This is a genomic window from Sphingorhabdus sp. (assembly GCF_046596595.1).
Classification (GTDB): domain Bacteria; phylum Pseudomonadota; class Alphaproteobacteria; order Sphingomonadales; family Sphingomonadaceae; genus Sphingorhabdus_B.
Genome location: NZ_JBKJMB010000052.1, coordinates 17034 through 40420 on the forward strand (window position 1 = coordinate 17034; position 23387 = coordinate 40420).

Annotated in this window: 29 protein-coding genes and 1 riboswitch; of the genes, 13 read left to right on the forward strand and 16 right to left on the reverse strand. The window is 55.9% G+C overall.

All coding sequences use genetic code 11. From position 1 onward, the window contains the following. Positions 1–11: 11 nt before the first annotated feature. From ACLL9E_RS04915 to ACLL9E_RS04925, 3 genes are all read right to left on the reverse strand, one after another. Positions 12–1754 (reverse strand): flotillin family protein, encoded by a 1743-nt coding sequence (locus tag ACLL9E_RS04915; protein WP_411290624.1) that lies wholly within the window; start codon positions 1752–1754, stop codon positions 12–14. 6 nt (positions 1755–1760) lie between these two features. After that, the gene (locus ACLL9E_RS04920; protein WP_411290625.1) at positions 1761–2396 is read right to left on the reverse strand and encodes a YqiJ family protein; all 636 of its coding nucleotides are present in this window, start codon (positions 2394–2396) and stop codon (positions 1761–1763) included. A gap of 164 nt (positions 2397–2560) precedes the next feature. Continuing rightward, positions 2561–3259: a DUF6445 family protein gene (locus ACLL9E_RS04925; RefSeq protein WP_411290626.1), complete on the reverse strand. Its 699-nt coding sequence runs from the start codon at positions 3257–3259 to the stop codon at positions 2561–2563. A 79-nt stretch (positions 3260–3338) separates the two neighbouring features. Continuing rightward, positions 3339–3445: riboswitch (TPP riboswitch) on the forward strand. 73 nt (positions 3446–3518) lie between these two features. Here ACLL9E_RS04925 and ACLL9E_RS04930 point away from each other — a divergent pair. Together ACLL9E_RS04930 and thiC are read left to right on the forward strand one after the other, a co-directional pair. Next, entirely contained in the window at positions 3519–3698 is a 180-nt protein-coding gene (locus tag ACLL9E_RS04930) for a hypothetical protein (protein ID WP_411290627.1), read from the forward strand. A gap of 1 nt (position 3699) precedes the next feature. Continuing rightward, positions 3700–5655: a phosphomethylpyrimidine synthase ThiC gene (thiC, locus tag ACLL9E_RS04935; RefSeq protein ID WP_411290628.1), complete on the forward strand. Its 1956-nt coding sequence runs from the start codon at positions 3700–3702 to the stop codon at positions 5653–5655. A 341-nt stretch (positions 5656–5996) separates the two neighbouring features. Here thiC and ACLL9E_RS04940 read toward each other — a convergent pair whose 3' ends face one another. The 6 genes from ACLL9E_RS04940 to ACLL9E_RS04965 form a co-directional block, all read right to left on the reverse strand. Further along, positions 5997–7775, reverse strand: a complete 1779-nt coding sequence (locus ACLL9E_RS04940; RefSeq protein ID WP_411290629.1) for a hypothetical protein — start codon at positions 7773–7775, stop codon at positions 5997–5999. A 177-nt stretch (positions 7776–7952) separates the two neighbouring features. Then, complete coding sequence (locus tag ACLL9E_RS04945) at positions 7953–8420, reverse strand: YaiI/YqxD family protein (RefSeq protein ID WP_411290630.1); 468 nt, start codon at positions 8418–8420, stop codon at positions 7953–7955. 61 nt (positions 8421–8481) lie between these two features. Then, positions 8482–8799: a GCN5-related N-acetyltransferase gene (locus tag ACLL9E_RS04950; RefSeq protein ID WP_411290631.1), complete on the reverse strand. Its 318-nt coding sequence runs from the start codon at positions 8797–8799 to the stop codon at positions 8482–8484. Then, positions 8796–9767 (reverse strand): Stealth CR1 domain-containing protein, encoded by a 972-nt coding sequence (locus tag ACLL9E_RS04955; RefSeq protein ID WP_411290632.1) that lies wholly within the window; start codon positions 9765–9767, stop codon positions 8796–8798. Before ACLL9E_RS04955 ends, ACLL9E_RS04950 begins: the two co-directional genes overlap by 4 nt. A gap of 203 nt (positions 9768–9970) precedes the next feature. After that, on the reverse strand, positions 9971–10348 hold the full coding sequence (locus tag ACLL9E_RS04960) for a hypothetical protein (protein WP_411290633.1): 378 nt from the start codon (positions 10346–10348) through the stop codon (positions 9971–9973). A 139-nt stretch (positions 10349–10487) separates the two neighbouring features. Next, positions 10488–10979, reverse strand: a complete 492-nt coding sequence (locus ACLL9E_RS04965) for a hypothetical protein (protein WP_411290634.1) — start codon at positions 10977–10979, stop codon at positions 10488–10490. Positions 10980–11159: 180 nt separating this feature from the next. Here ACLL9E_RS04965 and ACLL9E_RS04970 point away from each other — a divergent pair, with 180 nt between their 5' ends. The 3 genes from ACLL9E_RS04970 to ACLL9E_RS04980 are packed head-to-tail and all read left to right on the forward strand — an operon-like array spanning position 11160 to position 12616. Then, positions 11160–11618 (forward strand): hypothetical protein, encoded by a 459-nt coding sequence (locus ACLL9E_RS04970; protein ID WP_411290635.1) that lies wholly within the window; start codon positions 11160–11162, stop codon positions 11616–11618. A 54-nt stretch (positions 11619–11672) separates the two neighbouring features. After that, entirely contained in the window at positions 11673–12014 is a 342-nt protein-coding gene (locus ACLL9E_RS04975; RefSeq protein ID WP_411290636.1) for a hypothetical protein, read from the forward strand. 5 nt (positions 12015–12019) lie between these two features. Next, positions 12020–12616, forward strand: coding sequence for a hypothetical protein (locus ACLL9E_RS04980; protein ID WP_411290637.1), 597 nt, complete (start codon positions 12020–12022; stop codon positions 12614–12616). 32 nt (positions 12617–12648) lie between these two features. Here the strand turns inward: ACLL9E_RS04980 and ACLL9E_RS04985 are convergent, their stop codons facing one another. Continuing rightward, complete coding sequence (locus ACLL9E_RS04985) at positions 12649–12807, reverse strand: hypothetical protein (protein WP_411290638.1); 159 nt, start codon at positions 12805–12807, stop codon at positions 12649–12651. 189 nt (positions 12808–12996) lie between these two features. On the opposite strand from ACLL9E_RS04985, the gene ACLL9E_RS04990 reads away from it, so the two are divergent. The 3 genes from ACLL9E_RS04990 to ACLL9E_RS05000 all read left to right on the forward strand — a co-directional run bounded on the left by ACLL9E_RS04990 (position 12997) and on the right by ACLL9E_RS05000 (position 14328). After that, positions 12997–13374, forward strand: coding sequence for a VOC family protein (locus tag ACLL9E_RS04990; RefSeq protein WP_411290639.1), 378 nt, complete (start codon positions 12997–12999; stop codon positions 13372–13374). Positions 13375–13443: 69 nt separating this feature from the next. Further along, complete coding sequence (locus tag ACLL9E_RS04995) at positions 13444–13920, forward strand: hemerythrin domain-containing protein (RefSeq protein WP_411290640.1); 477 nt, start codon at positions 13444–13446, stop codon at positions 13918–13920. 198 nt (positions 13921–14118) lie between these two features. Continuing rightward, the gene (locus ACLL9E_RS05000; RefSeq protein WP_295446162.1) at positions 14119–14328 is read left to right on the forward strand and encodes a cold-shock protein; all 210 of its coding nucleotides are present in this window, start codon (positions 14119–14121) and stop codon (positions 14326–14328) included. 66 nt (positions 14329–14394) lie between these two features. Here ACLL9E_RS05000 and ACLL9E_RS05005 read toward each other — a convergent pair whose 3' ends face one another. The 4 genes from ACLL9E_RS05005 to ACLL9E_RS05020 all read right to left on the reverse strand — a co-directional run bounded on the left by ACLL9E_RS05005 (position 14395) and on the right by ACLL9E_RS05020 (position 15750). After that, positions 14395–14706, reverse strand: coding sequence for a zf-TFIIB domain-containing protein (locus ACLL9E_RS05005; RefSeq protein ID WP_411290641.1), 312 nt, complete (start codon positions 14704–14706; stop codon positions 14395–14397). A 121-nt stretch (positions 14707–14827) separates the two neighbouring features. Next, positions 14828–14980 (reverse strand): hypothetical protein, encoded by a 153-nt coding sequence (locus ACLL9E_RS05010; RefSeq protein WP_411290642.1) that lies wholly within the window; start codon positions 14978–14980, stop codon positions 14828–14830. A 66-nt stretch (positions 14981–15046) separates the two neighbouring features. Continuing rightward, positions 15047–15439 carry a DoxX family protein gene (locus ACLL9E_RS05015; protein ID WP_411290673.1) on the reverse strand — a complete coding sequence of 131 codons (393 nt, stop codon included), beginning with the start codon at positions 15437–15439 and terminating at the stop codon, positions 15047–15049. Then, positions 15439–15750 carry an alkylphosphonate utilization protein gene (locus tag ACLL9E_RS05020; RefSeq protein WP_411290643.1) on the reverse strand — a complete coding sequence of 104 codons (312 nt, stop codon included), beginning with the start codon at positions 15748–15750 and terminating at the stop codon, positions 15439–15441. Before ACLL9E_RS05020 ends, ACLL9E_RS05015 begins: the two co-directional genes overlap by 1 nt. 112 nt (positions 15751–15862) lie before the next feature. On the opposite strand from ACLL9E_RS05020, the gene ACLL9E_RS05025 reads away from it, so the two are divergent. Beyond that, entirely contained in the window at positions 15863–17380 is a 1518-nt protein-coding gene (locus ACLL9E_RS05025; RefSeq protein WP_411290644.1) for a flavin-containing monooxygenase, read from the forward strand. A gap of 30 nt (positions 17381–17410) precedes the next feature. Here the strand turns inward: ACLL9E_RS05025 and ACLL9E_RS05030 are convergent, their stop codons facing one another. Next, a complete protein-coding gene (locus tag ACLL9E_RS05030) occupies positions 17411–18010 on the reverse strand; it encodes a hypothetical protein (RefSeq protein ID WP_411290645.1) in 600 nt (199 codons plus the stop codon). Between the two features lie 48 nt (positions 18011–18058). Here ACLL9E_RS05030 and ACLL9E_RS05035 point away from each other — a divergent pair, with 48 nt between their 5' ends. The 3 genes from ACLL9E_RS05035 to argC all read left to right on the forward strand — a co-directional run bounded on the left by ACLL9E_RS05035 (position 18059) and on the right by argC (position 21579). Continuing rightward, complete coding sequence (locus tag ACLL9E_RS05035) at positions 18059–19447, forward strand: leucyl aminopeptidase family protein (protein WP_411290646.1); 1389 nt, start codon at positions 18059–18061, stop codon at positions 19445–19447. A 130-nt stretch (positions 19448–19577) separates the two neighbouring features. Next, complete coding sequence (locus ACLL9E_RS05040; RefSeq protein ID WP_411290647.1) at positions 19578–20480, forward strand: NlpC/P60 family protein; 903 nt, start codon at positions 19578–19580, stop codon at positions 20478–20480. A 160-nt stretch (positions 20481–20640) separates the two neighbouring features. Continuing rightward, positions 20641–21579 carry an N-acetyl-gamma-glutamyl-phosphate reductase gene (gene argC, locus ACLL9E_RS05045; RefSeq protein ID WP_411290648.1) on the forward strand — a complete coding sequence of 313 codons (939 nt, stop codon included), beginning with the start codon at positions 20641–20643 and terminating at the stop codon, positions 21577–21579. Positions 21580–21706: 127 nt separating this feature from the next. On the opposite strand, the gene map is transcribed toward argC, so the two are convergent. Continuing rightward, positions 21707–22534, reverse strand: coding sequence for a type I methionyl aminopeptidase (map, locus tag ACLL9E_RS05050; RefSeq protein ID WP_411290674.1), 828 nt, complete (start codon positions 22532–22534; stop codon positions 21707–21709). Between the two features lie 62 nt (positions 22535–22596). Between map and ACLL9E_RS05055 the strand changes: the two genes are divergently transcribed. Next, positions 22597–23355, forward strand: a complete 759-nt coding sequence (locus ACLL9E_RS05055) for a competence/damage-inducible protein A (protein ID WP_411290649.1) — start codon at positions 22597–22599, stop codon at positions 23353–23355. Positions 23356–23387: the final 32 nt, after the last annotated feature.

Here is a 23387-nt window from a genome sequence, read left to right on the forward strand (position 1 = left end):
GCCGGTCTGCATTAGCTGGCGACTTCTGCTCCCGGAATCACCAGGTTCTTTTGAGCATTTGCGCGGCTTTTGGCATTGGGCGAGATTTCCGATGGAACGTCGTCTTCCTGCTCTTGGGTGATGACCGGGGCTTGATATCCAGTGCCACTTGCAATCATTTTGTCGAGAGAAGACCCATCCAGGCCAAGTTCTTTCATCAGGCCATCGATAATCGGCGCTTGCGCACGATAGGACAATGCAGCCGCCACGGCATCGCTGGCCAGATTGCCGCTTCCACTGCCACTGCCACTGCGGCCTCCGCCATTTTGGCCGATTCCGTCGACTTGAACGATCTTGATGGAATCAATCGCTTCGAGAGGTTTTGCGGACTCGCGGACGATTTCGGGCAACACCTTGAGCAATGCCATTTTGGTTTGGAGCGAGATTTGATCCGAAGACAGCAGGTTCGCCGCCTCGTTGATTGCACGCTGCCCCGCCGCCTCAACCTCGAAGCGAATGCGCGACGCTTCGGCACGCAATTTCTCCGACTCGGCTTCACCCTGGGCGACCACCCGCATGGCATCTGCACGATTGGCGGCTGCCTCTTTTTCTGCTTCAGCTTCGACCTTGACTCCGATCGCCCGGACTTCCGCCTCTTTTGATGCCTCAATCAGCTCAATGCGCTTTCCACGGTCTGCAATCTCGGTCTCGCGTGCTGTGACCACCTGTTCTTCCGCAGCTACTGCCTTGGCGCGCGCTTCATCAGCCTCTGCCCGCGCTTGGCTTTCTTCGCGCGATTTGTTCTGTACGGCAATTTGTTGTTCCTGCCGCGCAATTTCCAGGGCCTGTTCCTGGGCAATTCGGGCTTGCTGAACGGCGCGGTCAGCCTCGATTTGCGCAGAATCCACCTGCTGCTTCGATTTGATTTGCGCGTCCTGCGCTTCTTGATCGCGCAGCGCCTTTTCCCGCGAAACCTCGGATGCCTGTGTTGCGCGGCGCATTTCGACTTCGCGCTCCTGTTCAAGTCGCGCAAATTCGCTGTCGCGGCTGATCTCGAACGACCTTTTGTCAGCTTCCAGATTTTTGGTTTCAATCTGCACGCGGGTGTCCTGCTCGATGTCGTTGCGCGCCTTTTTGCGCAGCTCGATCTGTTCGGTCAATTTGGTCAGACCCTCGGCATCAAACGCGTTGTTGGCGTTGAAATGCTCGATGCTCGTTTGGTCAAGGCCAGTCAGTGACACAGATTCAAGCTCAAGGCCGTTCATGGCCAGGTCGCTTGACGATGCCTGCTGCACCTTTTGCACAAAATCAGCGCGCTGTTCGTGGAGCTGGTTCATCGTCATACCCGCGGCTACAGAACGCAGCGCATCGACAAATTTGCCTTCGACCAAGTCCTTCAGCAATTCGGGCTGCATTGTGCGCAGGCCAAGTGTCTGGGCCGCCATGGCGAGTGACTGCGCATCGGGCGCGACGCGGACGTAAAATTCTGCCTTTACGTCAATCCGCAGCCGGTCAAGTGTGATCAGCGCATCGACATTGTTGCGTTCGACCGCAAGCCGCACTGTGTTCATATTCACCGGCATGGTTTCGTGCAAAACCGGAAGTACCAGCGCGCCGCCGTTCATAACGACTTTTTCACCGCCAAGCCCGGTGCGGATAAACGCGATTTCTTTCGTTGCGCGTTTGTACAGCCGCGTAATGACCATGCCGATTATGATCAGCGCAACCAGCACCATACCGGCGTAAATTAAAGTCGAAATCATATTCTCGGTCATTTATGCTTATCCTTCCAAACGCGGCAGATGTTGTCCGCCTTGCGAAATTGCCTTGAACAAATTGCCATCGCGGCGAACCAGGAGCAGTTTTTCTCCGCTCATGAATTCCTGTCCGTCATTGTCGGGTTCGACCATTACGAAATGTGGGTGCCCGTGGATGTCGATGACCTTGGCACGGGCAGGCGCACCGAGCCTTGCAGTTCCGGTTCCGAGGATTGCAAACCGCCCTATAAGGCTGTCGATTGAAACTGCTGTGGTCTCGTCCTTCGGCATGATCCGTGCCAGCGGTCTGGCCAGAATAGCAGTCGCGGGCATAGCGACAAGCCCGGCCAGTGTGGCCGCCAACCAAGGCGGCAGCAAGCTGCCTGTTATGCCCTGAATTGTTTGCTGGCCCACATAGCCGATGACCATGAACAGCAAAAGGAACAAGGCAAGCCAGATCATGAGCGGCAAACGGCCCAGCCCAAGGAAACTGAGCAAGCCATCGGCGGCACCCGCGCCATCGACTTGACCATCCATATCGGCGTCGAGATCGGGCGCAAAATCGGTAAGGCCGCTGAACTGCAATAGCATCAGGCCAATTAAAAGGAATCCCGCCCCTGCAAAGGGCAGGTTCTCATTAATTAGCCAAAATTCAAACACTTGTTATCCTGCTGCCGCGGTATGCGACAGATGGATAGTGATGAGTGCGTCAGATTCGGTCAATCGGAATCGGACGGGTTGAGTCCGATTTTGACCGTTTTGCGCTGATGGTGATCACAGTTGCGATATTCATCCTGCTGAATTGAATCGCTGCCTTCGGGGACTTACGCGCCGATCAGGAACATGTTTATCGTCAGCCGTCCCTGACGCGGGTCGGAGGACAGTACAGACGGGTCAGGGATAACGCCCGAATGCAATTGTCGCCCGCGATACAGCACCAGACGGTCGGGGGCGGCTTCGACCTCGTCGATCATTTCGAACCAGTCGGTGTCGCCGTGACAAAATTGCGCTGGCGGCATTCCATATGCCCGTTCGTCCATCGCCAGCGATGCGTTGTAGGCATCTTCACGTTCGGGCGTGATGGTCTCAAACCCTGTCCGGCGGTGGCGATAGAACGCTGTGCCCCCGCTTTCAGGGCCAAGCAGATAATGCATGACGGCAATGATCTCGCCGCTGGCATGGTCGTAATGCGGTATGCGCTGAAGCGGGTGCAACGCCTGCACGCCAAGCGTGACCAGTGAAAAGGTTGACGCATCCAGCCTTATGCCTCTGGTAAAGCCGAACACCTGCTGCATGATCTGCATCATCAGGTCGCGGCGCTGGTCTAGATAGCTTGGGTCGGCCCACGCGCGGATGCCGGGATAAGAGGCACCTGCATGTTGATATTCTGCCGCGTAGGCCGCCTCCAACAGCGCACCTGTCAGTCCGCTAAATCCGTCGATAATTACAAGCGGTTCGCCCTCGCGCCCCATCCGGCGGACGTTCACAATCGGGTCTGGCAGTATCGGGTTGGGGTGGACCATATAGCAGACTCATGGCCGTTATGGCCAAGTGGAGTCAACAGCATGGCTCTCGACAGCGCGAACGCGAGCGCGTAGTAAGAATCCATCCCCGGGGAGTCGAACGACTGAGAGGCGGTGCTGCAATGCCCGCGACCCGCTGAACCTGATCCCGTTTGTACGGGCGTAGGGAGGTGAGACCGCAGCCAGTCCGGGGGACTGGCGAGGACCGAGCCCGGTCTTCACGCCAATCGCTCTCCTTATGCAACTTTGGAGAGAGACGATGGCTAATATCAAACCAAGCGATGATGCAATCGCGATAGCAGCGGCGCGTTTGGCGCAGACGCTGATTGAATTACGCAAACCGGCACTTCCGTTTGACGATTTTGCCGCTCATCAACAACATGTGAAAGAATGCTTCGACTGGGCGGTCGATCAACTTTCTCAGAACAGGAACGCATAACATGGCAGATATCCCCGCGCGCACTGAGATTGGCGTCACCACTGGCCCCATTCGCGGCAGCAAGAAAATCCATGTTGGTCCGTTCAACGTCGCCATGCGCGAAATCTATCTGGAGCCGTCATCGGGCGAGCCACCCGTGCGCGTATATGACACCAGCGGCCCGTATACCGACGCCACCGCGCTTATCGACATCAAGGCTGGCCTGCCGGAAATTCGCCGCCCGTGGATCATCGCACGCGGCGATGTGACCGATGTCACGCAGCGCGAAGTAAAGCCCGAGGATAATGGCCAGCTTGGCCCCGACCGCAGCGGCGGCGTCGCGCCATTTCCCAATGTCCGCAAACAAGTGCTGCGCGCCAAACCCGGCATGAATGTCAGTCAGATGCATTATGCCCGCAAAGGCATCATCACCCCCGAAATGGAATATGTCGCCGAACGCGAGAATCTGGGCCGCGCGCGGCTTGCCGAGTACAAGCGTGACGGCGAAAGCTTTGGCGCGTCGATCCCCGATTATGTCACACCGGAATTTGTCCGCGACGAAATCGCCCGTGGCCGCGCGATCATCCCCAACAACATCAACCACCCCGAATCCGAACCGATGGCAATTGGCCGCAATTTCCTGGTGAAGATCAACGCCAATATCGGCAACAGCGCGGTCGCATCCGATGTCGCGACCGAGGTTGACAAGATGGTCTGGTCGATCCGCTGGGGCGCGGATACCGTCATGGACCTGAGCACTGGCCGCAACATCCACGACACCCGCGAATGGATCATCCGCAACGCGCCCGTCCCCATTGGCACCGTGCCGATCTATCAGGCGCTGGAAAAGGTCGGCGGCGTGGCCGAGGACCTGACGTGGGAAATCTTTGCCGATACTTTGATCGAGCAAGCCGAACAGGGTGTCGATTATTTCACCATCCACGCTGGCGTCCGCCTGCCTTATGTGCCGCTCGCAGCCAAGCGCATGACCGGCATCGTGTCACGCGGCGGCAGCATCATGGCGAAATGGTGCCTTGCGCACCACAAGGAAAGCTTCCTCTACGAACGCTTTGACGAGATCACCGAGATCATGAAGGCCTATGACGTTGCCTACAGCCTTGGCGACGGCCTTCGCCCCGGCAGCATTTACGACGCCAATGACGAAGCACAGTTCGCTGAACTCTATACGCTGGGCGAGCTGACCAAGCGCGCCTGGGCGCAGGATGTTCAGGTGATGATCGAAGGGCCCGGCCATGTGCCGATGCACAAGATCAAGGAGAATATGGAAAAGCAGCTCGAGGCGTGCGGCGAGGCACCTTTCTACACGCTTGGACCGCTCACCACCGACATCGCGCCGGGATATGACCATATCACCAGCGGCATCGGCGCGGCGCAGATCGGCTGGTACGGCACCGCAATGCTTTGCTACGTCACGCCCAAGGAGCATCTGGGCCTGCCCGACCGCGACGATGTGAAAGTCGGCGTTATCACCTATAAGCTCGCCGCGCACGCCGCTGACCTCGCCAAGGGCCACCCCGCAGCGCAAGTCCGCGACGATGCCCTAAGCAAGGCGCGCTTCGAATTCCGCTGGCGCGACCAGTTCAACCTCAGCCTCGACCCCGACACCGCCGAGCAATATCATGACCAGACGCTTCCAGCCGAAGGCGCCAAGTCAGCGCATTTCTGTTCGATGTGCGGACCCAAATTCTGCTCGATGAAGATCAGCCAGGAAGTGCGCGAATTTGCGCGGTTGCAGAACCAGCCAGCCGAAGGCTTCATCGCCGCATCTCCCCTCCCGCAGGCGGGAGCGGCCGGGGGAGGGCCTGAGACGGTTGAAGGGGACCCACGCAGAGGCGCAGGGAACGCAGAGGGTATGACCGAAGCAGAAGCAGAAGCCGGCATGGCGCATATGAGCAAGGTCTACGACGAAACCGGCCGCGAACTATATATGGGCGCTGGTGATCGGGAGCATGATTGATGTCCATGTTAGAGTAAAAATAGCGCTAGGATATGGAAGAGGGTCTTTTTCGTGGCAATGCCTTGGGAACATCATCATCAGATAGTTGTGGAGTCGTACCAAGCCAGAAAGTCTGGTAGCGTAGGGGAAGTTAGAGTTCGCCCAATCGTAGGACAGATGTTTCCGCCTGACATGAAGGTTCAATTTTCAAAGCAGGCGCGAAACCAACACAAAATCGGGACCCGTTTTCGCATTTGGGTGAAAGAATCGGATATCAACGGGGGCGGCACTTTTCTTCAATCACCGTGGCAATGGCCGTATGAGGTCGTTGATTGAGGGTACTTCAAGCGAAGATCGCCGATTTATGCAGGCGATCTTCCAAAATTGGGAGGAAGATGTCCGGTCAAAACTGCGTTAATTCGGTAGCATGTGAGAACGACGTCATGCAAAAGTTTGAAGCCACGCTGCATCCAAGTATCGTTTTCACCGATTCCAAGCGTTTCATACGCCTTAAGCCTGTCAGATTTTGGTAAGTGAGCGTCCGAAATCCGGAGATCGTAAGCAGCAAAAAGCGGTCCCATTACATAGTGCGCTAAATGCTGATCTGATAGTTGCGCCAGAACGAGCTCCAGAGTTTTAAGACTCCCAAGCCGCTCTTCCTTTTTGGTAGCCACGATAGTCTGCAGCGATGATAAGTCGATGGCGTCAGCAGTTAATCGAGCAACGTCTTTTGCAAGTGCCAGAAAACCAGGTTCATCTAAGCTTCGGAAGCGATGGATGGTAGAAGCAATATTTTGAGCATGTTCATTTGGTCGAAACAATTGTTCACCGAATTTCCCTGCAAATGAGGCAGCCACGCGTTCGCGAATTTCCCAAAACATCTGCTCGGGTGATTGAGTATCAGCTACCTTCGCTTGCACCTGCGCCAATAGCAACTCTGCGCTAACCTTTCCTTCGGGTGTAACATTAAACCCAGCCCAATGGCGACGCTCCCATTCGGGTAACCTCGCAATGTCGCGAGCATACACGGTGACTAACTCACTTTCGTTTATACCAAAATGAATATTTGGGTCATAAGGAGTTGAAATTCCACCAGTATCTTTCGTATACCAGTGGAGTTTACCTCCAGGTTGCGCGAGATGGCTAAGAACCACATTTGGTTGGAACCAAAGCCATCTACCGATGTCCTCATCATCCAAGAGGTCGGCATTCATCTTAGTGCCATCCGCCTCTACAATAAAGCTAACTTCTGATGGGACATCGTCATGTAGGACACGTAAACTTTTGTCAGCAGGTTCCACCCATTCATTTCTTCGGAATTCGGTCACAACCCGCCAAAACTTTTCGCCTTCTCTTTTGAACGAATACTGTTCAAAATCGGTATTATCATCGTTTTCTGGGCCCATCACAGGCACATCATCATCATGATCAACATCAGTTCTCCATGACCGGAAAACGGCTACGCCGCCACCGTAAGGCATGCCAGATTTTTCAACTTCCCAAGCTCTTTTGGACAAGGTTCCGTCTTCAAAAATTTCATCCAAACCATCTGACGAAAAGTCGATGTCTCCTAAATCATCTACAATTGCGTCTTTTTCCAGATAGCTAGCCATGCGGAGCGCTGATTTTCGGGCGCAAAGATAATCTCTCAAGTATTCGGCTCGCACCTCGAGACCTACGGGCTTGCCATCAGGGCTTCGTCTTAGACGTGCAACTTGGATGCTACGTTCTGCTGGCCGAGTCCATACATCGCTGATGCGCTGAAGCCCCAGAGCAATTACAAAATCCTGATGCAAATGCCACTCCGCAATTTCTTCGCCCGGGATCGATTGCCTGAGGACTAATCGCAATCCCGTTCCAACAGCGTCGTCGAAAACATAATGATCGGCTGGATGATAAATGCCGTTATCAGACCAAGGCATATGCTCGTGATCCGCCGACCAATCATAATTACTTGCTGCTTCGCGACAATCGAGTGGCACTGCTATTGAGTGCACTCCTTCAAAAATATCGCTGTAATTGGTCTTTCCATATTCACCTGTTTTCACCGAGTTCCAAAGCTTCAAAGGAATCCATGATGCTTTTGCGTAACGGCGCTTTGCGTCCTTGGTAAGGTCAAACCATGCTTTGTCTTTTTTCATCGTTAATTTTTAACACATTTCAAGAATTGGGTTAAGTAAACAAGTTATTTTTCCACCGATTTCGAAATGTCAATGTCAGAATTTTAGGCGATTAAGTTGATAGAGTGCTATTTCACAACGACCAACGTCTCTACGGGCAGCAGTGACTCTCCCGCTATCATGTGTCGCGCAATCACCTCACCCCAACCTAACCAACGCCTCATCCAACGCCTGTGAAAACCTTGACCGGTCGGCTTTGGCAAAGGGTGCGGGGCCTCCGGTGATGCCGTCCATTCCGGCGCGCAGGTCGGCCATGATGGCGCGGGTGGCGACGGCGCCGCCGATGGAGGCGCTGGTGAACGGCTTGCCATTATTGCCGATGACGACGGCTCCTGCTTTCAGGCAGCGGTCCGCAAGCAATATGTCGGCGGTGATCACCACGCTGCGTGGCCCCGCCTGCGCCGCAATCCAGTCATCTGCGGCGTCGAAACTGTCCGATACGATAACCCGCGTAATCAGCGGATGGTCGGGCATGCGAAAGCGCGCATTGCTGACCAGCACCACCGGCACATTGCGGCGCCAGGCGACCTTGTAAATCTCGTCCTTAACCGGGCACGCATCGGCATCGACCAATATGCGTGGGGCGGGGAGCGTAGAGGAAGGCATAGAATGAGTGCGTTAAACAAAACTGGGTAGCATTGCCATCCTGTGCAATTGGCATATGCCATTACCGCACAAGTTTGCCCCGCCATGCCAATGATTGCGCATTAAGTGCCCACAGATCGACCGCGCCATCTGCTATCTGTCGTGCCAGCGTAATTGCGGCATGCAAATGGTCATCGGCCATATGCCGATAGGCGGGGCGCGCGGTTACGATGGCGTCCCAACGTTGCCCGTGGACGCTATCCAGAATAATCCGCATAAAGCAGTGATCGGCGACTACGGGCCATGCTCTGGCCGTGGCGCGCCGCTGCGCTGCAAGCGCGGGCAACGTCTCGCGGGTTAGCATAAGCCAGATTGCCTCTAGCTCTGCCCGCGACATCATGCCGTCGCCGTATTCATCCGCGCACCAATCGCATCTTCGATCCACAAACGTGCATCGGGGAAGCTGCGCTCGACCGAAGGCAAGTCATTGACGCACAGGAACTTGATCGCGTCGCGCGCTGGCCCGCGTAAATATCCGCTGACATCCTCCGCCGAATACTGGTCCGTCGCGCCCACCGCGACATGCAGATAGTCGCGCGTGTCGAGGATCGCGGCGCTATTATCGGCCAAGCAGGCATGGTTGTGCAGGCTTTGCGGTAGAAACTGCCCGGCATCGCGAAAGCGAAAACTGGCGTTGGCAACAAATGCGTCGCGGTAGTCATCATACAACTCCGCCATCACTGACCGCTGCATCGGGTGGACGACATGCGCGCTTTCGAACACATGGTCGGCGGTATAGCCAATCATTTGCGCGGCGTTGATCTGGTTATAATGGTTGAGGAGGCTGGCCTCGTCGCGGCTCGCGCCACAAGCCGCAAGGTCTTTGTGGTCGGTCCATTTTCCGCGCAGCACGGGGCCATCGGCGGCAAAGAAATCCGAAGGCGTCACCGGTGCGGTCAGGAATACGTCATCGTTGAAATACAGGAAATGTTCGGCAAGGCCCGGAATACGCCACAGCATCGTTTCAATCGACAGCGAATTGAACGTCGGCAACGCGTCCGCATGGCCGGCAAAGATGTCCTTATGGTCGACGATGCTGATCTTCGCGGAAAATTCGGGCGAGATGCGTTCAAGCACAGGCGTCTGATCATCGGTCACGATCCAGATCCGCCGCACCCATGGCGCATGATTGGCGATGGAGCGCACGCAATAATTCAGCTCATCACTGCACACCCAGCGATGCGGGTTGGTGCCATTGTCGTGCAACGGCGCCAAAGCCTCCGCCCTTGCCAAATAATGGTCGCGTTTCGCGCGATGCACAGGGTCCGCCCCGTCCACCCAAGTAATGACCGCATCAACTTCAAACATAACACTCGTCACAAAAATGTAATAGCGGCTCTTAGGAGGGTGCAAACGTTTTGGGAAATGGAAAGTATAAGTGAAGTTTGAAGATGAAGGCCAACTAACCGCCCGGCACCAACTTCTCCACCAACCGCTTCAACTCGCCCGCTGTGGTGTGCCCTGCGACGACTTCGTGATAGCCGATGCCCGCCTAATCATCCGCTTCTTTCTCAACGCACCAATGGCGCTCTGCCAGCGACTAATGCGAGCCCCAGCGAAATCACGATGACGGCGATGCCAAGCGGCACTTGGCCGCCGACGCTGAAACCAAGTACCCACACCCAGTCGATCACGGAACCCACGAACGATAGCCACAACATCGGCTTCGCCCATGATTTGAGTATCGCCAGCCCGATGCTGCCCACGACGCCGCCGAACACCGCGATGGCAAACGCGGCGGTAATCGCCAGTGGCATAAGCGGAGCACCCGGCGGGGTTGCAGCAGCTTCCGGCCCAAAAACGCCGACATGCGCCAGATAACTGGTGACGCCGACCAGGTTCCATAAGATACCAATGATGCCGATAATCCGAACGGTTTTGCTGTTCATGACGCATTCCCCCTTCGCGATGTTCGCATATTATAGGCAACAATGGCAAGACCAAGCGGCGCTTCGCCACCGCAGCACCCACAAAAAAAGGCCGCACAGCGGGTTTCGCGGCACGGCCTTTTGCGGAACGCGTGGGCGATTACCGCAAGAGTGCGCTGATCGCTCTTTCGATCAGCATCGTCTTTGGATCGACCTGATAGAGATAGCCCTGATTATAATAATAACGGTCGTCATCGTTCAGACCATATTGCGACCGCAAATCATTGGGGATCTGGTTATAGGTCCACGCGCTGCCGAAATTCTGGTTATACTGCTGACCCACATTATAGAGCTTCTTGGCTTGGCCCGGCGGGGTGCAACCATTGTTCTTCTTCGCAAGGCCCGGGGGGCAATTGCCGCGCGCATCAAGCGCATATAAGCGGCCCGTGCTGCGGTTGCGGTCGTTGCGGTCATAGCGTGCGTTGCGCACATCGCTGTTGCGGCCGGAGGCGGTGCTGGACTTCTTGCCATTCTGCATCGTCGATTGACCAGCATTGCCCTTGCCCTTGGCGTTGTTTTTGCCGGGGTCGGCGGCAACGGGGCCAGCGATTGAGAGCGTCAAGGCACCTGCCCATAAAAATGCCGTTTTCATAATTTCTCTCCATATTTGCTGTCGGCGCCAAATCGGGCCGACGCTAAAGAAGCACCGGTAGTTACCGCGGTTCTTCATTTTCAGTGACTTGCAAACCATTGGCAGGCGATAACGTTCCGCTTTGCGCAAAAGTGCACAAACGACTTTCCTACAATGTTGGTGTTATGTTTTAGTCGCGGGATGGACGATTCATATGATCCCGGCTCAGCCGACAATGACGATTTGTTGTCGTTTGACCCTGTGCCAATGCAGCGCGTTCGCGCCAATGGCTGGGGCGCAGAACGGCAGCGGCGGTTTATCACTGCGCTGTCGGTAATGGGTGCGGTTGGCCCTGCGGCGCGGGCGGTGGGGATGGGGCGAGCGTCGGCTTATCGTCTGCGCGAACGGGCGGGGGCGGAGGGCTTCGCCGAGGCGTGGGACATTGCGTTGGCCATGGGCGCTGACATGCAATTTGAGGCAGCAATGGATCGTGCGATCAATGGTGTCACCACCTTGCGCGTAATGCGCGGCGGGTCGATCGAGATCGCCAACGCACCTGACCGTAAACTTCTGAATGCGGCCCTGTTGTCGAATAATGGCAGATTTCCGAGCAATTCGGATGTTTTTTCGGACTTTAAGGCGACAAAAATGAGACGATAATCGCGATGAGCCGTTGCTTTTGTCGCTTTATGCGTGCGGGCTTGGGACAGCGGCATGCATTCCCCGCGTGACATTCGCGCACAGTGGGTTCAGACTTCAGCCATGACGCGAAACACGAAAACCCCCAACTGGCTTGAAATTTCCATGGACGCTTGGGCGCTGGCCGCCGAATCCAACATGGTGATCGCGATGCGCATGGGCAGCATGGCGCTCGGCGGACCAAAAGCGGTGAGCGAGGCGGAACGCATGGTATCGGAGAAGGTCGCGGCCAACATGGCGTTGGGCCTGGACCTGATGACCGGAAAACTTGGCTCAAGCCCCGAGGCGATCATGAGCGGCAGCATCGCGCATTATTCCAAAAGCGTAGTCGCCAACCGGAAACGATTGGGCAAGTAACAACGATGTTGCGGCGCATCTGCTTATTTGCGGCACTGGCTGCGCTCACCGCGTGCAACAGCAAAGCCCCGACGGCCGAGCCAGCGCCACGGGGAGAGGTTGTCGAGGCCAGCGCGCCCGTGCGCCCCGCTGAGCCCGCACCGACCGCTTCAACCGACACGCCTGCTTTTGTGGTGGAAGAAGAAGGGTTGCGCCTGTTCAATAAGCAAAGCGGTGCAGCGCGCCCGATTGCCTTTGGCACACCGCGCGACGATGTGCTGCGCATGCTGGAGTTTTTGGGAAAGCCCGAGACGGGCCAAAACGGCGAATGCGGCGCTGGTCCGCTCGACTTTGCCAATTGGGCAAACGGGCTTGGCTTGTTTTTTCAGCAAGACAAATTCGTTGGCTGGAACCTCAACCCGCGCGGCGATGTCACGACCGCAAGCGGCGTTGGCCCGGGCAGTAGCCGCGCCGATCTGGAGGGTGCTTACACGGCAAAGATATCGCAAACCAGCCTGGGCACCGAATTTGCCGCTGGTGCATTGTTCGGCTTGCTCGACGGCAAAGGATCGACCGCGAAGATTACCTATATGTGGGGCGGGGTCAGCTGCAATTTCAGGTGACCCGCGTGGCTAATCGCCCCCAGCGTGCGTAATTACCCTTTGGTGTCCTTGTCCATTTGCATATGCGCGCCGTCGCCGCGATCGCGGCGCTTGCGTAGGTTTTTTTGCTGCGATAGCTTTATGCTGCCGAAAACGGCAAGCGCCACCATGATCGCGATGAGCGCGTAAGCGACAATGAGTCTGGTTTCCATTATTGTTCCGGTCGCGGCCATTTTTAGGAGATGTTTCCGGCACGACCGCCGCGGCATACAGGTTTTTCGCCAATTGACGGTAACAAATCGGCAAACACTGCACTTTTTCTCCGCTGCAATTTGGTGGATGGACGAAGCCGATAAAGCGCTGCATCCTGCACAGGCGGATTTGCGATCAGGAGTAGGATCATGCCTCAAGTGTTAGGCCTTGGCGGCCTATTTTTTAAATCGAACGATCCCGAGGCAACCAACGCATGGTATGCCTCCGTGCTGGGCATCAAGGTCAAGCCGTGGGGCATCATCTTTACACCGGAAGCTGCGGCAGCACATCCGGGAGCAGCGACGGTGTTCTCCCCGTTTAAACGGGACACCGATTATTTCGCACCGTCTGACAAAGAGTTCATGTTCAACCTGATGGTCGACGACCTCGACGGAATCCTTGTGCGCTGCGCCGAACATGGCGTCCACCCCGTCAAAACATTTCCTGACGAAGCCAATGGCCGTTTTGCCCACATCATGGACCCCGAAGGCCGCAAGATCGAACTTTGGCAACCCATGCCGATGTAATTGGCGGGGTTGTTTCAGGGAACAGGGGCATCCGCCATGCGTTAGGTTTAAAACTTAGCGGAGGCCCAAATGACTGACATTTTTTCCATCCTGAAATCAGACCACGACTTGCACCGCGAGATGCTGTCCAAAATCGCAGCGATCAAAAGCGATTCGCCTGAGCGGCGCGATTTGTTCGAGGCGTTCCGTATTGAAGTGACCGCGCATGCTGCGGCCGAAGAACAATCCTTATACGCAACGATGCTGGGTAACCCCGACCTTCAGGAAGAAGGACGCCATTCGGTAGCCGAGCATAAAGAGATCGATGATCTTTTGGGCATATTGCAGAACGCCGAAATGGATGATGCGGCATGGATGGCGCAGTTTAAGGCGCTACGCCACCGCTATTTGCATCATATTGACGAAGAAGAGGAAGAAATGTTTCCCACTGCGGAAAAGGAATTTAACACGGCCAAAGCAAAAGAGCTGGGTGCGATATTTGACCGGCGTAAACCTGTAGAATTGGCGGAAGCCGGAACGGTCGAAAATGGTGGCGACAAAGAATAAGCCGCTGACAGGTGCTTGGAGTTTGCAGTTTGCGTAATTCTGGCGTATACGTCCCGCACGCTATCGTCGACCGCGACGGAATTTGAGGCACGTCTCGGGTCAAACGATCGGAACGTGCAACGTTTTTCCTACCACGACTTGGCTACCCACTTGGCGCTGTTGTCAGGTGGTCACCTGTTTCGTGAAAGGAACATCATTATGCCAGTAGGCACCGTAAAATTCTTCAATGCAGACAAAGGCTATGGCTTTATCGCGCCTGATGGCGGCGGTGACGACAGCTTCGTCCACATCTCGGCTGTTCAGGCAGCCGGCATGCACTCGCTTGACAAAGAACAGCGCGTGAATTTCGAAGTTGAAATCGGCCGCAACGGTAAGGCTTCGGCCATTAACCTGTCTTCAGCTGATTAATCAGCCGACGTGCGAAAAAAAAGGGCTGCCGAAAGGCGGCCCTTTTTTTGTCTGTAACGCTGATGTCTAGTCAAACAGCTCTTCAAGGAAGGACTTTTTGCGTTTCTTGTAAGGGTATCCGTGACCATAGCCTTGCTGGTGCATTCCATATCCCTGAGGCGTAAATCCGCCCTGAGGTGGCGGCGGGGCTTGCGGTGCGGGTGCAGGCTGTGGTGGCAAATCCGCAGCGGCGCTGCGCTCGATGATCTTGTCCAGTTCACCGCGATCAAGCCAAACGCCGCGGCATTGTGGGCAATAATCGATTTCGACACCTTGGCGGTCGCTCATGACAAGTGGGATCTTGCAAACTGGGCACGGCATTCCAACGGCTGCGTTCATATCGGGACTCCTCTTCATATGTTTGAAGCGGTCCGACATCGCCGCCATGTGACGACCAGAGGGGCCCGGCCCGCTAGACCCAGTTGGGTATAGCTGCGGTGATTTTCAAGAAGGCTCGGCGTTAGCTAAAAGCGGCCATGGTCATCCACATCGCCGACAATATGATCACCGCAAGGAAAAGCGATATTGCGAGCATATAGCGCAGGCCTACATTCTTCACGCCACCGCTCGCTTCGACCTCTGTTACGTCAATCTTTTCTCCGTCCTTATGCATGATGCGAATCCTCTCTCCGGTTGCAAAACCCTCCGAAGAGAAAGATAACAGAAATATGGCAAGCAGCTAACGCGATTTTCGAAATGGCCAATCGGTAACATTCCCCACCCACAAAGCGAGCCAGATTAGCACCGGCTGAAACGCCAACCGCGGGCCGTGATACCACCAGCCAAGGGACTGACCGCCAAGCGAAATGCCATTTATCGCATGGTTGAAATTGGCGGGCCACACGCACAACGCATAAAGGGCCAGACCAATCCCGGCCCATTTGCGCGACTGCGGGATAATCAGCCCGATCGCGCCTGCAATTTCCGCAATTCCGGTAAAGGCCACAACTGTTTCAGGGAAGGGCACCCAACCCGGCGTAATCGCCAAGAACCCACGCGGCGATATGATGTGCAGAATACCCGCCCCCAGATAGAAAAGCGCTAGGATTATCCGTAGCCCGGAGCGTATCATCACCGTTTCCGCACAAATTCGGCGCGGAGCACAAGGCCTTTAATACCATCGAAACGGCAGTCGATTTCCTGCGAGTCTCCGGTAAGCCGAATGGATTTGATAAGTGTTCCGCGTTTCAAAGTCTGGCCAGCGCCTTTGACGACCAGGTCCTTAATCAATGTCACTTGATCGCCATCGGCAAGGAGATTGCCAACGGCATCACGGACTTCCACGGTGGTTTCCGGCTCGCTCATGGTCTGGGTCATTGTTGCGATGACCCATTCGCCGGAAGCCTCATCATAGATATAAACGTCGTCGGTTCCGTCATTCATGATGCGTAATCCCATATCATTCTGGATGCCGTAGCGGCATTTGTTCTCGCGCGAAAGCCAGTTGCAATTTGCAACGATGTCAGTAAGATTTTTGTATAAATTGGAGGGTGATATGGCGCAGGCTGAGACTGTAGTAGATGTTCTGATTGTGGGGGCTGGACTGTCCGGTATCGGCGCTGCGGCGCATCTCACGATGCAATGCCCCAATAAGAGCTACGCCATTGTTGAACAACGCGCCGATATGGGCGGGACTTGGGACCTGTTCCGTTATCCCGGCATTCGGTCTGATTCCGACATGCACACCTTGGGCTATCGGTTCAAACCATGGTTGCATGAAAAGACGATCGCCGATGGCCCATCTATTCACCAATATGTGCATGAAACCGCTGACGAATATAAGATTTCGCCGCATATTCATTTTGGCCACAAAGTCATGTCGGCAAATTGGTCAAGTCCCGACGCGCGCTGGCATATTACGGCACAGGCGGTAGACGGCGGCGCGGAACGGCATTTTGCGGCGCGGTTTCTTTTCATGTGCGCTGGCTATTATGACTATGATCAGGGCTACAAGCCAGATTTCCCCGGTGAGGCGGACTTCGGTGGACAGATCGTCCACCCGCAACATTGGCCAAAGGGTTTGGACTATAAGGGAAAGAAGGTCACGGTTATCGGGTCAGGCGCCACTGCGGTAACTATAGTCCCTGTCATGGCACAGGAAGCTGCGCATGTGACGATGCTTCAGCGTTCGCCAACCTACATGGTGTCACGCCCTGCAATCGATCCGTTTTCGAAGTTCGTTCGTAAAATAATGTCTGAAAAGCTGGCCTATGCGTTGACCCGCTGGCGTAACATAAACATGCAGCGTTTCACCTATTGGTATGCCCGCCGCAACCCGGCGAAGCTGGGCGAAAAGCTGGTAAACATGGCGCGTGCATCGCTTCCGGCCTCGGTCGATGTCGACACACATTTCGTGCCAAAATACGGGCCGTGGGAACAACGCCTGTGCCTCATTCCCGACAGCGATATGTTTACTGCCATTACCGAAGGCAAGGCTGAGGTCGTGACCGACCATATCGACCATTTCACCAAAACCGGCATTCAGTTGCAGTCGGGCAAGCACATCGAATCCGACATCGTCATCACTGCGACGGGTTTGAATCTCGTCACGATGGGCAAAACCGCGATCAGTGTCGACGGCGAAGCAGTCAATTTTGGCGAGCATTTCAATTATAAGGGCGTGATGTTCAGCAACATCCCCAATTTCGCCAGCGTGTTCGGCTACATAAACGCCTCATGGACGCTGAAGACCGATATTGTGGCAGATTATGTTTGCCGGTTGCTTTGGAAAATGGACGACAAAAACGCCTTGGTGGCAACGCCAGTGCTTGATGACCCAGACATGCCCAAGCTGCCATTTGTAACTGATTTCAGTTCAGGCTATTTTGCCCGTAGTTTTGACAAGCTGCCGAAAAATGGCGACCGGCACCCATGGCGCGTTCTACAGAATTACGCTGCCGAGAAGAAGATTCTCACCGAGGACCCGGTTGACGATGGCGTCATGGTATTTTCGGCACCGCATTTTGTGGCAACGCATAATGAGAATACGCCGACTTTGATCGCGGCAGAATGACGTTAGGCCGACGGGCAGTAACAGCGCCCGTCACTTCTCATTATCGCGGACGGTTGCGGCTGGGGCGCGCATTTCCGTCGGGGAACTGGGCAATACCCGGCGCGTCCGGTTGCGGATTGCCCAGATAACCAAGGCAATCGTAGCCAACACCGCAAACCCAACGCCCAACAGGCCGTAATTCACCACATCTTTCATTGTCTGCACATGAGCGAGCAATGCGGGTGGCTTATCCTCGCTTTTGATATCCCAATATTGGATAACTTGCTTGCCGTTGATAGAACCCAATTGCACTTGAGAGGAGACCCATTTGTCTTGGTCTTTTGCCACGAAAATGATGAATTGCCCTTGTGTATCACGTTGGTAAATTGCCGAAACCAAGGGCGGTGCATCTTTCAATATTGCGGACATCTTGGCAAATTGGACGCCGGTATCGTCAATGAACTCCGGCGCGACATATTTTTCCGCCGCTTTTTGGTCGCCGCGGCGCACGGCGTCGAGAAATGGCTTCGTAATGGCAGCCGTTGCCGTCGGTAAAGTTGCCCGCACATCGGCGTGCCGGTCGCATCCTGATACGAGGAACGCAGAGAGAAGCATCACAACCATCACAGGCATCAGCAAAATACGTGGCATTTCTAAATTCTCTCCCGTTTTCCTGCCATTGGGGCTATCGCAGTTGGTATGCACTATGAAAATTTGATCCAGCCTGACAACGGGCAGGCCGCCACCCTGATTCATCTAACGGACAAGCGCAGCTTTGAAACATGGCTTGCGGGCCAACCCGATGCCGTCCGCACCGCTGTCAAAGCACAGAAGTTCGAAGGTAGCGCAAATGATATGGCAATCCTGCCTGCGGATAAACCCGGGGAATGGGCTGTAGTAGCTGGCGTTGCCGATTCCGCCGCACCGGGCCTTTGGCACCTTGCAAAGGCCGCCGACAGCTTACCCGAGGGGACATACCGGTTGGCCGATTATGACGCAAGCGAGGCTATGTTCGGCTGGATGCTTGGCCAATATCGGTATCATGAATATCTGAGTGAGCCCAAGCTAAGTGGGCCGCGCATATTGCTGGTGAAGGAACCGGCGCGCATTCACCTTGCCGCCTTGCAGGCGACAGCGACAGCGCTTGTGCGCGATCTTGTCAACCGACCAGCAGGCGACCTTGGGCCCAACGCACTGGAGGCCGAGGCGAAGAGAATTGCAAAGGCGCATAAGGCAGAGGTCGTAGTGATCGCTGGTGAGGCTTTGGAAACCGGATATCCGCTTATTCATGCGGTCGGCAAGGCAGCCATGCGCGAACATGCCCCCCGTTTGATCGAACTTGAATGGGGCGACCCACGCCACCCGCGAATTGCAATTGTCGGCAAGGGGATTACGTTCGATACTGGCGGACTTGATATCAAGCCTGCCACCGGCATGCGGCTGATGAAGAAGGACATGGGCGGCGCGGCACACGCATTGGCTTTGGCGGAACTTATCATGGCGGCGCATTTGCCGGTTCGGCTGCACATGATTGTCGCGGCGGCCGAAAACAGCATAGCGGGGAACGCGATGCGGCCGGGCGACATTATCAAAAGCCGCAAGGGCATGACCGTTGAGGTCGACAATACCGATGCCGAGGGGCGATTGGTATTGGCAGACGCATTGACAAAAGCGATTGAGGATAAACCTGAGCTGATTGTGGATTTCGCGACGCTGACTGGTGCCGCTCGTGTTGCGCTCGGGCCTGATCTGCCCGCCATGTTCAGCAACGACGATGATACCGCAAATGGGCTGCTCACCGCGTCGAAAACGGTTGCCGATCCCGTGTGGCGTATGCCGCTTTGGGCACCGTATGTGGAGATGCTTGACAGCGATATTGCCGACACCTCCAACAGCGGCGGGGCGTTTGCTGGTGCCGTGACCGCCGCCTTGTTCTTGCAGAAATTTGTCCCTGACGAAGTGCCATGGGTCCATCTCGACACTTTTGCATGGCGACCAACCAATAAGCCCGGCAGGCCAAAGGGTGGAGAGGCGCTTGGATTGCGCGCGGTCTTCGGCTATCTGGCCAACAAATACCCGGCGCGCTAGGGTGCTGCAACATCATTCGATGTGCTTCCCGGCGCAGGCTTGGGTCCAGCCCAAGCAGGGAATTCTCTGTTTCGGTACTGGGCCCCGGCCTATGCCGGGGAACATGTTACAAGATCAGGGACATACATAGTTGGCAGACGGTCAGATTAAGGCGGGGCACAGGCCTATCTACACATTAAGCGGGCACAGCCTTGTCGGTGACAAGCGGACGACTCCCATTCGGGGCGATCTTGCCGACATCAGCCTCGCCGGAAAGCTGTTCGCGCCGCATTATGCCGTGCCGATGCTGCGCACGGGCATCGCACCTGTCACCGCAATTCACGCCGAGGCGCATGCTACATCGATGCCCGTCAGCGCATTGATGCATGGCGAAGAGTTCGCCGTACTTGATGTGGCCGGGGAATGGGCATGGGGTTATTGCCTGCATGACAATTATCTCGGCTATGTGCGTTTTGCCGAGCTGGGTGATGATTTCGATGCCACCCATATTGTCAGCGTCTCGGCGACTTTGTTGGTTGCGACACCCTCCAGCAAAGCGCCAATGTTGGCGCGGTATCCGATGGGTGCCCAATTGCTGTGCGGAGCCCCAAGCGAATGCGGCAAATATCTCGCTTGTGAAAACGGCTTTGTGCCCTTGGCGCATTTGTCAGAAATCGGTTTTGTTGAAGCGTCGCCTGCCGACTTGGCTGAGCAGCTAATCGGCACCCCGTACAGCTGGGGCGGACGAAGTGGCGATGCGATTGACTGTTCGGGGCTGGTGCAGCTGGTGTTTGGGCTCAAAGGTATCATGGCGCCGCGCGATGCTGATATGCAGCAGGCGGACTTTGGCGAAGATTTGCCAGACGGTGCAGCGCTCGAACGCGGCGATCTGGTGTTTTTCCCCGGCCATGTCGGTATCATGGCAGACAGCGAATACATCATCCACGCCAATGGCTCCGCGATGGCCGTAAGCGTCGAGCCGCTCGCGGACGCTGCGGCAAGGTTTGCCGAGCATGATGAGCCGTTAGTGGCGCGCAAAAGGGTGGCGATATGATCACCAGCCTGCACCCGTCCCACACCGCAGCCCTGAGCAGCGGTCGCATAGCGATCGCGCCAGTCGAAGGGCGCCTATCAGCGGTAGCGCAAACCTTGAGGTGCCCTTCGACGGACGCATTTGCTTTGCAAATGCTGCTCAGGGCTACGGTGATTGAACAATGACACAGAGTGTCTTCATCGATGGCGCTGCGGGCACCACAGGCCTCGAGATCGCCGACCGGCTCGCTGGCCGCGCCGAGTTCACGCTCATCACCCTCGATGCTGACAAACGCAAAGACCCGGACGCGCGGCGTGAAGCTTTGAATGAGGCGGATTTCGTCATCCTTTGCTTGCCTGATGATGCCGCGAAAGAGGCTGTGGCAATGACCTCGTCACGCCACACCCGCATCATTGACGCATCAACCGCGCACCGCGTGGATCCGAACTGGGTTTATGGTTTTGCCGAGTATCGCGACGGACAGCACGAACGGATTGCCTCAGCGCGTTTCGTCAGCAACCCCGGCTGCTATCCAACGGGGTTCCTTGCGCTGGTCGCACCCTTGGTGGCTGCCAATCTACTTCCCGCAGACTGGCCGTACAGCGTCAATGCAGTGTCTGGCTACTCGGGTGGGGGCAAAGCACTTATCGATCGGTTTGAGGGGCCTGACGGGGCAAATATCGGCTATCGCAGCTATGGCCTCGCTCTTGACCACAAACATGTTGCCGAAATGCAGGCGCATGCAGGCTTGGGGCTAGCGCCGATCTTTTCACCGTCGGTCGTGCGTGCCTTTCGCGGTATGGTCGTCGAAGTGCCGTTGCCAATCTCATTCATGCCCGGCAGCGATAACCCAAACGAGCTGCGCGCCGCTTTGTCAGTGCATTATGCCAATTCAGCAGTTGTTAAAGTGCACAAGGACGCGCGCCCTGCTGAATTGCTTATCCAGCAAGATCAAGGCCCTTCGGACCGGCTCGACCTTTATGTGTTCGGGTCGCCCGATGGAACGCAGGTACGGTTATTGGCGATGCTCGACAATCTCGGCAAAGGCGCGAGCGGCGCAGCGGTGCAAAATCTGAACATCATGGCCGGGCTGGACGAGACGAGCGGTTTGCGGCTGTAGTCCCGACCCCATTTTCCGTCGTCACCCTGAATTTATTTCAGGGTTCATTTCGCCACATTAATCTTCGGCATGCGTGGCACGACGGATGCTAAAACAAGTTCAGCATAACGCTGCTTGGGGAAACGACTCAATAAGGCGGGTTATCAAAACCCTTCGGGCTGCTCGTAAATATCTCGCAGCCATCTTCGGTGATCCCGATGCTATGTTCGAACTGTGCGCTTAGGCTGCGGTCGCGGGTTACTGCCGTCCACCCGTCTTCCAAGACTTTGCCTGCGGCCTTCCCGATGTTGATCATGGGCTCAATCGTGAAAATCATGCCGGGACGAAGTTCGGGGCCAGTGCCGGGGCGGCCGACATGGACTATTTCCGGGGCGTCATGAAATAACTGCCCCAGACCGTGGCCGCAGAAGTCGCGGACAACGCCATAACGATGCCTTTCGGCATGCGTCTGAATTGCGTAGCCTATGTCGCCGACATGGTTGCCCGGCTTTGCTGCCTGTATGCCGAGCATGAGGCATTCATAGGTCACATCGACGAGGCGCTTTGCCTTTACGGCCACGTCGCCGACAAGGAACATACGGCTGGTGTCGCCATGCCATCCGTTCAATTGCGGCGTTACATCGATATTTACGATGTCGCCGTCTTTGAGCCTCTTGTCCGACGGAATTCCGTGACAGATTACATGGTTAATCGAAATGCAGCAGCTATGCGTATAGCCGCGATACCCCAAGGTGGCAGGCACAGCACCGCCGCGCATCGTCATTTCGCGGACGATATCGTCCAATTCTTCGGTGGAAACTCCGGGCACGACATGCGGGACAAGTGCGTCGAGGATTTCGGCGGCGAGCCGCCCGGCCTTGCGCATCCCGTCAAAGCCCTCTGGCCCGTGCAATTTAATGACCCCGTCGCGGGCCTGCATCGCCTCTTCGGGCGTCACGCTTACATATTGTTCCATACGAGAGATATAAGGCAATAATCCCCACTTTGCGAGAGGGTGATTTATGCTATCGCGTAGGAATGACAGATTCCCGCATTTACACCGCCGCCCTTGTGATCATTGGCGATGAAATTCTCTCTGGCCGCACGCAGGACAAGAATGTCAGCCAGATCGCGCTCTGGTTAAACATTCAAGGCATTCGCCTTCGCGAAGTGCGCGTGGTCGCTGATGACATGGACGCCATTGTCGAAGCGGTGAACATCTTGCGTGCCCGCAACGACTATCTGTTTACCACAGGCGGCATCGGCCCGACGCATGATGACATTACCGTAGATGCGATTGCCGCTGCATTGGGCGTGGAGGTTGTCATTCACCCTGAGGCAAGCGCAGTGCTGCACGCTTATTATGAAACACGCGGCGGAATTAATCCAGGCCGTCTGCGGATGGCGCGCGTGCCCGATGGCGCTGACCTTATTGCCAACAAGATGTCGGGTGCCCCCGGAATTCGGCATGGCAACATCTTCATCATGGCAGGCGTTCCGCACATCACGGCCGGTATGCTCGACGCCCTCACGGGCACGCTTGAGGGTGGCGCGCCGCTCTTGTCGCAACAGATCGGCTGCTGGGTCGCCGAAAGCGAAGTTGCCAAATTATTGGGTGACACCGAAAAACACCATGAAGGCTGCCAGATTGGCAGCTATCCGTTTTTTCGCGAAGGCAAAGTTGGCGCAAACTTCGTCGTGCGCACCACCGACGCAAATAAATTGGCGGAATGTGTCGAGGCGTTGCAACTTGGTCTGCGCGGATTGGGTTACGATACTGTCGATGGTGGAATTTAAGCGGGGGTTCGTCGGCCCGTTCATGTGCGGTC